Consider the following 12,045-nt stretch of genomic DNA (forward strand, 5'->3'; position numbering starts at 1 on the left):
AAAATGACGAGTATGAAAAATAAACTATGGTTTCTTCTGGTTGGCATCGTTTGGATGACGACCAGCTGTCAGGATTTGATAGATCCTGCCATTGAAAATATACAAGGAAGGGAAGATATGCTGGAAAGACCTCGCTTGGCGCAGGGACTTTTGATCAATGCTTACCTTAGAATTCCTACTAATGGGTGGTCATTCAGCGAAATGGCAACTGACGATGCGGTGAGCAATGAGCCTTCCAATGGCTTTTTGAACATGGCCACTGGACAATGGGCATCTAATAACAACCCAGTAGCACAATGGACCGGCGCCCAGTCTGCCATTCAGTATCTGAATGTGATGCTAGAGGATGTGGACAGCGTGGACTTTGCGGCGGATCCTATCGTAAACGAAATGTTTGTGGACCGATTGAAAGGTGAGTCTTATGGGCTCAGGGCATTGTTTATGTACTACCTGCTACAGGCTCATGGAGGTATGGCAGATGGGCAGTTACTGGGAGTCCCTATTTTGGCTGAATCACAAAATGTGGAATCAGAATTCAATTTGCCTAGAAATACCTTTGAGGAATGTATGGCTCAGCTCTATGCCGATGCAGAGCGGGCTTTGGATTTACTTCCAATGGATTTGGGAAATATTACTGATCCTTATTTGATCCCAAGTAAATATGCAGATCAGGGTGCCGAGACTGGCCAATACAACCGGGTGTTTGGTGATGATGCGATACAGTTGGTATCTGGCAGAATTGTCCGTGCAGTAATGGCTCAAGCTGCGCTTCTCGCGGCCAGTCCGGCATTTAATCCCAATGGGGATGTTCAGAAGTGGCAAGCGGCAGCAGACCATGCAGCCTCCATTCTTAACACCATAGGAGGAGTCAGTGGACTGGCTCCAAATGGAGTTACCTGGTTTACCAATACAGATGAACTGAACTCTCTGGGTGGAGGAGTAAACCCAGCCGAGATACTGTGGAGGACTTCCATTGGTCCTAGTAATAATCTGGAAACAGATAATTATCCTCCTACGCTTTTCGGAAATGGATTGATCAATCCTACTCAGAATTTTGTGGATGCTTTTCCTATGGCCAACGGCTATCCGGTGAACTCACCAGAAAGTGGATACGATCCCCAAAATCCTTATGCAGGACGGGATCCTCGCTTGAATCATTTTGTGGTAGTAAATGGAAGCACCGCAGGTCCAAATAATAGCGTGATCACCACTGCTGCTGATGGAGGTACCAACGATGCACTCAACAGGGTAGAGACATCCACCAGAACCGGATACTACCTGCGGAAATTACTCCGTCAAGATGTAAACCTAAACCCCAATTCTACTAATCAGCAGGTGCATGTGAAGCCAAGAATCAGGTACACTGAGATTTTCCTGATCTATGCTGAAGCAGCCAATGAGGCCTATGGCCCCACCGGAACCGGAGCTGCGGGATACTCTGCTTACGATGTGATCAAAGCCATCCGTCAGCGGGCCGGTATAGGCCTAGAAAATGGGGATCCATATCTAGAATCTGTGAAAAGCGATCAAGCTGCCATGCGCCAACTTATCAGAAATGAGCGCAGGCTGGAGTTGAGTTTTGAAGGGTTTAGATTCTGGGATCTGAGAAGATGGGATGCTGATCTCACCGAAACTGCCGAGGGGATTTACATTGAAGAAGGTGAGCATGAGGTGACCGATGTTGAAAACAGAGTGTACAGTGATTACATGATTTATGGACCTGTACCTTATAGTGAAACCCTGAAATTCTCTGAACTCAAGCAAAATACCGGATGGTAACCCTGACAGAAATGCTTACTCAGGTGAACAGTATTATACCTAATCGCACAGCACTATGAAAAATACTTCTTATATAATTTTGGCACTCTGTCTATTTCTGGCTTCATGTAAAAATGAAGATTGGGAGTTTCCTGATTTTGATTATCAGACAGTCTACTTTGCCTACCAGTACCCCGTGAGAACACTTACGCTAGGGGATGATATATTCGATACCTCCATGGACAATGAAGGTAAATTCAAAATTGTAGCTACCACTGGAGGGGTGTATTCCTCACCTCAAGATGTGCATCTGGACGTGGTAGTGGATGAAAGTCTCACTGAAGGATTGATGTTTGACTCTGATGGCAATATGGTGGAGCCACTTCCATCAGAATATTATCAACTGACAGCTCAGACTATCACCATCCCGAAAGGTGAAGTGACAGGAGGAGTGGAGATCCAGCTTAACAGTGGGTTCTTCAATGATCCAAAGGCCATCAAAAACGCTTATGTTTTGCCCTTGAGAATCACTCAGATCAGCAATGCTGATTCCATTCTCTCAGGAGTGCCACAAGTAGAAAATCCACAACGGAACAATCCAAACAACTGGGCAGTGCAGCCCAAGGACTTTGTGCTATATGCACTGAAATATGTCAATCCTTACCATGGCAACTACCTCAGAAGAGGGCAGGATGTTATCAAGGGGACTGAAGGCAATACCAGTCTGGATCAGACAGTGACCAGACACATGGAATTTGTGGTGGATGATGAGGTGAATTCCTTGCATACCCGATCACTGAATGAGGTGGAGTTTCCGCTTTCTTTTCCCGGTGTAGACGGGGAAAATATCACAGCAGATTTGCTGTTGACCTTTGATGAGGACGGGAACTGTACTGTTTCTCCTTTAGGAAATGGATATACTGCTACAGGCACCGGTAAGTTTGTCTCCAAAGGAGAAAAGAACAGCTGGGGCAATCAGGACAGAGATGTACTTTACCTGGATTATCAAATCAACCTTCAGGAGATGCAAATCGAAACCATGGATACTCTAGTGGTCAGAGATCGCGGAGTAGGCTTCGAGACCTTCACCCCAGTGAATTCTAACAACTAAAAAAACGCCACAAAATGATGAAACAAGTATATGTCAAATATTTAAGCGTTTTAGCTATTTCTATAGGATTCAGTTCCTGTGTGGAATACACGGAGACAGATGATTTTCAAGTAGAAAAACCCGAAGAAATAGCCGCTCAGGAAGCATTGAATGCCTACGGGGTCCTCCCTAGCTACGTTGATACCATTGCCTATCCGAACTTTAAGTTGGGAGGGGCAATAGACATGAACCAATACAACAGCAGGGGAGTAATGTACCGTCTGATCAATAGCAACTTCAATGAAGTTACAGCCGGATATGGCATGAAGCATGGAGCCATAGTACAGTCCAACGGAAGCATGGACTTCTCGAATGTAACCGCTACCATAGAAGCAGCGCAGGCTGCCGGAACTAGCATTTTTGGACATACTTTGATCTGGCATGCCAATCAAAATGCGACTTACCTCAATAGCCTACTTGAGCCGCTAATCGTGACCTCTCCGCCTTTTAATAATGATTTGGACTTATCCGCTCCTATGGGTGGATCCTTAGCGGGATGGATGACCACCGGTGATGTGATGATAGGAGCAGGCGAAGGAATGGGTGAGGGGACAGATGCTTTTGTGCTCACTTCCGGCTCGGGTACTGAGCCAGAAAGTGTACAATTGACTACTCCTTCTATTCCAGTGATTCCAGGCAAAGAATATGAAGTGATAGTCTATGTCAAGTCGGATGTTCCCGGACAGGGAGGGATTACTTTCGAAGGATTGAGCGATAACGCTCCAGCTATTGACTGGATGAATACAGGAGTAGATAGCACAGCTTTTGGAACCAGTATTTCTTGGCAGGAAATCAGGTTCCGAGTAAGTGATTTTGAAGGAGATTCCTTCAAGATGAACTTCAATTTTGGATACATGCCTTCCACCTCTTACAGCATTGATATCAATAACCTGTACGTCTATGATGTGGATGGAGATCCTATTATTAGTAACCTGATCGCCGATGGGGATTTCGAAAATGGTACCGGCTGGGGAGGCTGGGGCAATGGCTCTTCCCGTGGTGTGACTGAAGATGGGATGGGTTTTGGTGGTACTGGCAAAGCTTTCTACGTGACCAATCCATCTATAACTGGTGGCTTTTGGGAAGTGCAGACTGCATACGACTTGGCAGAACCTGTGGAGAACGGTCAGGAGTACAAGTTGTCATTCTGGGTGAAAGGGGATGCAGAGGGCATCATTAGACCAGAACTACAAAGTCCCAACTATTCTTCCAATGGATTTGGGCAGGTCAGCGTGACCACAGAATGGAAACAAGTAGAGTTAAGTACCCTGGTGACTGCCGATGACAGGCAGAGATTTGTGATTTCCTATGGGGAATTTGCAGGGACAGTTTATCTAGACAATGTAGTCCTCAGTCCAGCAGAAGCTACGGGCGGTTCCACTACCTTGGTGCCCAAAACAGAAGATGAGAAATATTCTATAGTCTCAGGCGAGTTTGAGCGCTGGATGGAAGGTATGCTTTCTACTTCTAAGGATTACATCAAAGCATGGGATGTGGTGAATGAGCCTATGGATGATGCCAACCCTTCAGAGATCAAAACCGGAATTGGCAATCCAGATATTCCATCAGATCATTTCTACTGGCAGGATTATTTAGGAAAAGACTATGCGGTTCGCGCATTTGAATTGGCAGAACAATATGGTAATCCGGATGATATCTTATTTGTCAATGATTATAACCTGGAATATAGCCTGGAAAAATGCCAAGGACTCATTGATTATGTCAATTACATAGAAAGTAAAGGCGTGACTGTGGATGGTATTGGTACCCAGATGCATATCAGCTTAGATTCGGATAAGGACAAGATCGTCTCTATGTTTCAAATGCTGGCCGCAACAGGCAAGTTGATTAAGGTTTCCGAACTGGATATCAGAGTGAATTCGAGCAATCCTACCCCTGAGGCGCTGCAGCTACAGCGGGAAATGTACAAATTCGTCGCGGATATGTACACCGAACATATTCCTGCTGCCCAACGCTATGGTATTACCATTTGGGGAGTTACTGACAGTCCTGAAAATGCCAATTGGCTTCCGGGTGAGAAGCAGGGACTTTGGGATATCAACCTCAACCGTAAACCTGCTTATGCTGGTTTTGCGGAAGGACTTGAAGGCATGTAAAAAAACCATTTTAACCTATGCACCAAAGGCTGGAAAGCTCCGGTGCGTAGGTTTTTTATTTTGCGAGAAGGATTTTTGTAACCCGATCTATTTATCCTTTATCCATTATTTACCATGGATCAATTTTAACGGTAGGTTCTTTTGTTTAAATTATTGATTTTTAAGGAACTATCTATTTTTACTTTTAACCAAAGATGAAATGAAGCATGATCTGGAAGACCTAGTGCAGTTAGATGAGCTGTTGAAAAAAGGTGTAATCTCCCAAGATGAATTTGAAAAAGCGAAGAAAAAAATATTAGGCAGTGGGAGCTTTGGGGTAGGCAATAACTTACTCGGTTTGAATGAGAACACCTATTGCTTTTTGATCCATATAGCTATGCTTTTAGGATTTGTTCATGTGATTTTGGGACTGATTGTACCGGTAGTGCTTTGGTCACTTAACAGAGAGCAAAATAGGACCATAGATATGCATGGAAAAAATGTAATCAATTGGATTTTGAGCCTGATGATTTATATGGGTATTTGCCTAATTATGGTTTTTCCGCTAAGCAATTTGATGAATATTTCATACAATTTTTCTATTGATATTAGCGCTTTACCTAGCTTGTTTTCAGGTTTTTTGCCTATTTCTATTCTTATGTTTTTAAACCTGGTTTTCATATTAATAGCCAGTCTGAAAGCCAGCGTAGGAAAATTTTGGAGGTATCCTCTGGCTATTCGTTTTTTTAAACTTTCACAGTAACCCTTAATCAATGACCTTAAACCTATTTAACCTATGAACAAACATTCTCTTATTCTTATTTTCCTCTGGGTATGTAGCAGTTCACTCTGCTTTTCGCAATCCAGCTCTTCTGAAATCAAGGAGGATTTCAAACCTTCCACTAAAAACCAACCGGGTAAAGAATACCCACAAGTGAATTCGCAGGGCTATGCCAGGTTCCGAGTAGAGGCACCGCAGGCTCAAAGTGTGAATGTGAGCCTGGGACTGGGCGGAAGAGGTGGAACAGACTTGACCAAAAATGCGGATGGTGTATGGACTGGCACCACGGCAGGGCCGATGGACGAAGGATTTCATTATTATCACCTGACTATTGATGGAGGAGTGTTTAACGATCCCGGGGCAAAGAATTACTATGGTTCTACCCGCTGGGAAAGTGGGATAGAGATTCCTGCCCATGATCAGGATTTCTACGCATTGAAGGCTGTGCCTCATGGCAATGTGCAGCAAATTCTATTTCCTTCACCGAGCACCGGTACCTCCAGGAGAGCTTTTGTATATACTCCTCCCGGGTATAGTCAGGAGACTTCCAAGCGCTACCCGGTTCTCTACCTTCAGCATGGCTGGGGAGAGGATGAGACCGCATGGAGCAATCAGGGACATGCAAATTTGATCATGGACAACTTAATAGCAGCAGGAAAAGTGGAGCCTTTTCTGATCGTGATGACTTACGGCATGACCAACGAAGTCAAATTTGGAGGCCTGAGAGATTTTAAAATTGAGCCTTTTCAGACGGTTTTGGTTGATGAGCTGATTCCCTATGTAGATGCTAATTTTAGAACTCTGGCAGACCGGGAGCACCGGGCCATGGGCGGGCTCTCTATGGGAGGGATGGAGACCCATTCTATTACCCTGAACAAACCGGAGGTGTTTTCCAGATATGCATTACTGAGTGGAGGTATCTATACAGCAGATGAACTGAAAGATTCGGAAAAGCCTGCGTTGATTTTTATCAGTGCTGGGAGTAAAGAAAACCCAGATCGGGTAAGAAGTGCGGTGACTGCACTTCAGGATGCTGGCTACCATGCAGTGTCTTATGTGTCGGAGGGCACCGCCCATGAGTTTCAGACCTGGAGAAGAAGCCTTCATGAGCTTGCGCCTATTTTGTTTCAAACCAAGTAGCCCGATGGCTACTGTAAATATCAATCACTAACAGAACCTATTTAACCATGATACTCAAAAAATCCATTCCTTTTGTTTTGCTGAGCTTTCTATTTGCTGCGCAAAGCCCAAAGCAGGAGAGCTTAAAAGCTATTTTCGCAGATAGCTACCACATAGGCGTAGCGCTGAATGCCTGGCAGGTAAACAGCACAGATGCCAAGGTAAATGCAGTCATACAGGAAAATTTTAACAGCCTTAGTCCTGAAAATGGCCTGAAATGGGAGCGGGTACATCCTGAACCTGAGCAATATAATTTTGACTTTGGAGATCAATATGTGGCATTGGGAGAAAAGATGGACGCTTTCACCATAGGTCACTGCCTGGTTTGGCATCAGCAGACTCCTCGCTGGGTTTTTCAAGGTGAAGACAATGCGCCTAAATCCAAAGAAGCACTGCTCGCCACCATGGAGGAGCATATTGAGGCAGTGGCTGGTAGGTATAAAGGCAAAATTCAGGGTTGGGATGTAGTGAATGAGGCATTTAATGAGGACGGTTCATTTCGTCAGTCAGCTTGGTTCAAGATTGCAGGCAAGGACTTCATGAAAGCAGCTTTCCGCAAGGCGCAGGAAGTAGATCCAGAGGCAGAGTTGTATTACAATGACTATAATGTGTGGAGAGCTTCTAAGCGAAAAGGCATCTTAGATTTTGCTAAGGAGATGGTGGCTGAAGGAATAAAAGTAGATGCCATAGGTATGCAAGGCCATTATCAGCTTGAGACGCCTACTTTGGAAGAGATAGAGCAGGGAATCATTGATATTCATGAGGCAGGATTTAAAGTGATGATCACGGAATTGGATGTGGATGTACTGCCTAGACCCAGAAGAGCAGAGGGAGCGGATTTGAATATGAATTTTGCAAATTCGGATGAGTATAATCCATACAAGGATGGTATCACCCCAGAAGCAGAGGCCAAACTAGCGGAGCGCTACGCTGCCATTTTCAAAATTTATGAAAAGCACAAAGACAAAATCACCAGAGTTACATTCTGGGGATTGGGTGATAGAAACAGCTGGTTGAATAATTTCCCGGTCCGGGGTAGAACGAATTACCCGCTGCTTTTTGATAGAAACCTAGATCCCAAAACCGAAGTAATCGCAAAAATAGCCAGTGTGGTGGAGTAGGGTAAGGCGAAAATATACCGAAACGTATGCTAATGGGAATCCTTATTCTTTACTTTTAGATAGGGCAGAGCAAAGCGATCCCAAGTAATCATAAACGGTTCCTATGCTGGAATTAAATGGTAATGCAGTAGGCCTGCTTAACTTCTAGAGGTAGCTGTACAGGCAGTTCAAAACGGAGAAAGATACTTCATTTTGGACTGCCTGTTTTGTTTCATAGCCAGGAATATTTCACTCCTTCAAATCGAATGGTTTATCGGTAGATTTGGTGGCAATAAAGGCATTCATAGTACTATTCTTTGGGGATGACTGTGACTTCCAGTGAATGGTAAACATTTCTCCTTGCTTCCAGCTCCTCAGTGAATTTTTTCAGCCATTCATCCTTTACCTCTTCTCTATAGGTATTTACGATGCGAATACTTCCAACCCCAACTTTATACACATACGCGGCACCATCTCTACCAACTTCATCAGCGCTTTTGCTGACTATATTCCCACGGGTACCATCCTGACGTATTACCTGAAATTGAAACCCTGCCGGCTCTACTTCAGTGGTGAATTTGGCCTCAAAGCCACCATTTGATATGGTGTATTCTACTCCAGTCGGCGAAATGGGCGTCTCCCTTTTGTTGACAGGTACAAAGATTTCCCAACCTACAATAAACTGGATTTTATCCTGGATCTGAATGATGGCCTGATCCTGCCCGATCTTGGTTCTGTTTTGTCCCTGCTTAATGTAAGTACTCACCCGGACTGTATCCACAGCATCTTCAGGTACGCTGCCGGCTTTTACTGAGGCAAAGTACTGGACGTTTCTTTTGGAGCTGGAAAAACTGTTCCCTTCATGAATATCATCAAATAGGTATCCATATTTTCCTGTAGTTGACCATTCATATTCGATGACCTGCCCATCGGCAACAGATGATTTGATAAAAGCAGAAAGCTCCTTGGTGTTTCCTGGAGAAACATTGGAATCTCTAGGTTCCAGGTTGATTTCAATTTCTTTTGCAGTGATTTCAAATACCTCCAAACTTCTGGAATTTTGGATGTCATGAACTTTTCTGGCATAGTCTGAACCTTTGAGCATCAGATCAATTGTAGTGAGGATTTTTGCTTTTCTGACTGCGCTTTTACTGAAATCCTCCAAACTCGGTTTAGGTAGGTTGGCAGGTGCATTTTCCCAAATGACCTCTGCTGCTACGCGGGCCAAATCCTCCAGAAAGATAGAGCCAAACTGATTGTAGCCCACCGTGAAAAAATCACGAACTGCTTCAGAAAGCTCTCCATTTTGGATTTTTGCACTTACACTGGGCATTTGATCTACATATCCCGCCACTGCCACTGTCATGGCTTCCCAAAAATCCTGTTGGGTTTTGGGGGCTCCTGTATTTTTAGAAGCTGTGGCTTTGGCTGTGAGGCCATCCGCAATTAGTGGAACCACAAAGTCCAAAGTGAATGTGAGCATAATCAGTTTAGTCCGTTCTTCGATTTCAGTCTGATTGAGATTTTGTCCACCCTTCCCCATTCCTATAGTCCGAAGCTGCCAAGTGGCTTCTTTTTCATCTAGATTCAGCGGGATTTCTATTGGATCCGTGTTTACACGAAAGGATTTTTCGGTATTTCCCAGTAGGTAGTCATAAACGGTACCGGAGAAGCTGGTGATACCGGTGACCACAGGAATTTCGATGATCTGATCTGGAACTTTTGAATTGTTCGAGGCCGGAAATTCATTGATCTCTTCCTCTTGCCCGGCTTCATTCACTTTTTTGGTTTTGTATAGAAATCCCGTGACCCGTCTTCGGAAGGTATTGGCCACTTCAAACTGACTCAAGCCGGTCTGATAGACCTGTAATCCGCTTTTAATATTACCATTTACCAAAAGATCAGAAGCCTTGGTCTCTTCCCATACTCTTGCATCGGGGAAATTGGGCTCATTATCCCCAATCAGCTTTCCCAACAGTTCCCCCATTTTTGGATCTGCCAAAAAGTACGGATCATCTTGATAAGCCTGTTCTACCATTGTTTTCCATTCCTGCCAAATCGGAAAGGACTCTACTTCCTCAAAAAACTTAGAGGCTAGCTCGGGTTCAAAAAATGGACCACTGAGACCCCAATACAGGAGGGTTTTGGCTGTAGAATTCAAATCCAGCTGTTGATGTTCCTCATCTACAAGCCCTACGAGTAAAAGTCTGTTTTGTCCGTCAAACAAATAAGAAAAAGCCGACTCTGAGGGGAATTTCATGACCTTGCCTTGATTTTGTCCATCCACCTCGCTGGATTTATCCCAAGACCAAAGGCTGGCAGCAGACAGGTCTGGCTGAGTGCCTTCGGGAAATATCAAGGCGACCGGATAGGTGTTATACCCTTCCAGGGGATCCGTCTGCTGCGGAGCCTGTGGAAGTGAGTCCTCTTCCTTGGTGCAGGAAAGACAAACAAAAAAGGAGATAGTAAGACTTAATAGAATTCTATTTTTCATGTGTTTATAATTTTTTTTAAGGTCAATACCTGTCCCGATACCTCGGGATGGAATCTTTGCATGAATTATAATCATCCCTCTGTGTGTCGCTTCGGGTCATGCTTGATTTCATAATAAAGTAGCGTTTGTATAAATGGAAGTGTTATTTCCAAAGCAGATTCATTCCAAAAGAGAACTGGAAGGTGTTTTCGGTGAAAAGAGAAGGATGCGTGTAGATTTCTTCATTTAGGGAGGAAACCAGTTTTCCAGTGATCAGATTGACCTCTAGGTCAAAAGGTAATTTGCCTTCGGTGAGCTGATGAGTCGGGATCAAGGTTCCATATCCCCAAGAGAATCCGGCCCGATTTCCGGTTACCCAAATGTCGCCATCGTCTTGGGTTCCAGTTGGTCCTTTTTCGGTGAAATAGCCCATTCGCAGGGCTATTCGCTCATAGAACCAAGCCTCCGCTCCAATACCAAAGGCGGTGTTATATTCATCATCCGTATTATTCTCCGGTCCTCCCGGTAGGTAGTCCTGAAACTGTATGTCCAGACGCAGATCTACTGCGTGAGCAGTGTTTTCAAAATAGGCTTTTCCCTCAGTCAGGCTGGATTTCAATGGAATTTGAAAGGCATAACCAGCGCCAAGTCTTAATATAATTGGCAAATATCCCACGTCCTCTGCGTCCTGGTAGCTCTGGGTCGTTTCATCCTGAAACAAAAAGTTAAAAAGAGACATCGCCCCAAAGATTCGTTGGTTTTGAATTTTTTCGGTTTTAAAGAGCTGTAATTGCTTTTCGTATTGGAGGCCGAGACTTGGGACAAAATCCGCGTTGGTTTTCTCCCCATTGATGGCATTTTCCTGCATCATATTGGCACTGATACCAGCCTGCAATCCTTCCATGATTTCATAAGCCGCCAAAACGGAAATTGCCCGCTGGGAAAAGTAATCTGTATCAAAAGTCTGCCAACCAATGATGGTGGTCCATACAGGATCGGGATTTTGATAGCTAAAATAGGAGAGGCCGACAGTGAATTTGTCTTTCACTTTAAAAGCTCCTCCGGCAAAGTAATATCGGGACTTTGGTCGATAGGAATGTCCATTTGCGTAATTGGCGTAGGCCTGAATAGGAGCGGTGGAACTTCCTATTGAGGCTGGATTGTAAAATGAGTTTTCGATTCCCGACTTTGTAAGTGTCGTGAACCCCATTCCCTGAGCTCTGGCGCTGGTTGATTGATTATTAAACAGTCCAAAATATCCAGGCGGATAGTAATAAGAGGTCTGAGAATAAGAGGAAAAACTGAAACAAATCCCCAAGAATAAAAAGAATAGCTTTTTCATGTGTTTATACTTTGTCTTTTAAAAGTCATATGGAATCTAGCTTGTTGAAAAGTTTGCTTAGTCAAGCTCGAAGTCATACGATGCGTGGTTTTATTACACATCGATTGAGATCAAAAAAGTCATCAAGATTTTATGCCTTTTTCAAAAAAAATCCTCGATTCAACAT

The 12,045-nt window shown here is 44.1% G+C and carries 8 protein-coding genes; 6 read left to right on the plus strand and 2 right to left on the minus strand.

The window, feature by feature from the left end; genetic code table 11:
* Positions 1-12 precede the first annotated feature (12 nt).
* From PBT90_RS05445 to PBT90_RS05470, 6 genes are all read left to right on the plus strand, one after another.
* A complete protein-coding gene (locus PBT90_RS05445) occupies positions 13-1,779 on the plus strand; it encodes a RagB/SusD family nutrient uptake outer membrane protein (protein ID WP_264809387.1) in 1,767 nt (588 codons plus the stop codon).
* 55 nt (positions 1,780-1,834) lie between these two features.
* Complete coding sequence (locus PBT90_RS05450) at positions 1,835-2,869, plus strand: DUF5627 domain-containing protein (RefSeq protein WP_264809388.1); 1,035 nt, start codon at positions 1,835-1,837, stop codon at positions 2,867-2,869.
* 14 nt (positions 2,870-2,883) lie between these two features.
* Positions 2,884-5,025 carry an endo-1,4-beta-xylanase gene (locus tag PBT90_RS05455; RefSeq protein ID WP_264809389.1) on the plus strand — a complete coding sequence of 714 codons (2,142 nt, stop codon included), beginning with the start codon at positions 2,884-2,886 and terminating at the stop codon, positions 5,023-5,025.
* A 199-nt stretch (positions 5,026-5,224) separates the two neighbouring features.
* The gene (locus PBT90_RS05460; RefSeq protein WP_264809390.1) at positions 5,225-5,767 is read left to right on the plus strand and encodes a DUF4870 domain-containing protein; all 543 of its coding nucleotides are present in this window, start codon (positions 5,225-5,227) and stop codon (positions 5,765-5,767) included.
* Positions 5,768-5,800: 33 nt separating this feature from the next.
* Positions 5,801-6,925, plus strand: a complete 1,125-nt coding sequence (locus PBT90_RS05465; RefSeq protein WP_264809391.1) for an alpha/beta hydrolase-fold protein — start codon at positions 5,801-5,803, stop codon at positions 6,923-6,925.
* Positions 6,926-6,972: 47 nt separating this feature from the next.
* Positions 6,973-8,085, plus strand: coding sequence for an endo-1,4-beta-xylanase (locus PBT90_RS05470; protein ID WP_264809392.1), 1,113 nt, complete (start codon positions 6,973-6,975; stop codon positions 8,083-8,085).
* A 289-nt stretch (positions 8,086-8,374) separates the two neighbouring features.
* Here PBT90_RS05470 and PBT90_RS05475 read toward each other — a convergent pair whose 3' ends face one another.
* Positions 8,375-10,558 (minus strand): hypothetical protein, encoded by a 2,184-nt coding sequence (locus PBT90_RS05475; protein ID WP_264809393.1) that lies wholly within the window; start codon positions 10,556-10,558, stop codon positions 8,375-8,377.
* Between the two features lie 142 nt (positions 10,559-10,700).
* On the minus strand, positions 10,701-11,879 hold the full coding sequence (locus PBT90_RS05480; protein ID WP_264809394.1) for a PorV/PorQ family protein: 1,179 nt from the start codon (positions 11,877-11,879) through the stop codon (positions 10,701-10,703).
* Between the last annotated feature and the right edge of the window lie 166 nt (positions 11,880-12,045).

Origin of the sequence: Algoriphagus sp. TR-M9, assembly GCF_027594545.1 — a bacterium.
Classification (GTDB): Bacteria; Bacteroidota; Bacteroidia; order Cytophagales; family Cyclobacteriaceae; genus Algoriphagus; species Algoriphagus halophytocola.

Excerpts from the sequence above, each read along its gene's own strand:
- PBT90_RS05445 (WP_264809387.1), top strand. The coding sequence starts at position 13 with ATGAAAAATAAACTATGGTTTCTTCTGGTTGGCATCGTTTGGATGACG.
- PBT90_RS05450 (WP_264809388.1), top strand. The coding sequence starts at position 1,835 with ATGAAAAATACTTCTTATATAATTTTGGCACTCTGTCTATTTCTGGCT.
- PBT90_RS05455 (WP_264809389.1), top strand. The coding sequence starts at position 2,884 with ATGATGAAACAAGTATATGTCAAATATTTAAGCGTTTTAGCTATTTCT.
- PBT90_RS05460 (WP_264809390.1), top strand. The coding sequence starts at position 5,225 with ATGAAGCATGATCTGGAAGACCTAGTGCAGTTAGATGAGCTGTTGAAA.
- PBT90_RS05465 (WP_264809391.1), top strand. The coding sequence starts at position 5,801 with ATGAACAAACATTCTCTTATTCTTATTTTCCTCTGGGTATGTAGCAGT.
- PBT90_RS05470 (WP_264809392.1), top strand. The coding sequence starts at position 6,973 with ATGATACTCAAAAAATCCATTCCTTTTGTTTTGCTGAGCTTTCTATTT.
- PBT90_RS05475 (WP_264809393.1), bottom strand. The coding sequence starts at position 10,558 with ATGAAAAATAGAATTCTATTAAGTCTTACTATCTCCTTTTTTGTTTGT.
- PBT90_RS05480 (WP_264809394.1), bottom strand. The coding sequence starts at position 11,879 with ATGAAAAAGCTATTCTTTTTATTCTTGGGGATTTGTTTCAGTTTTTCC.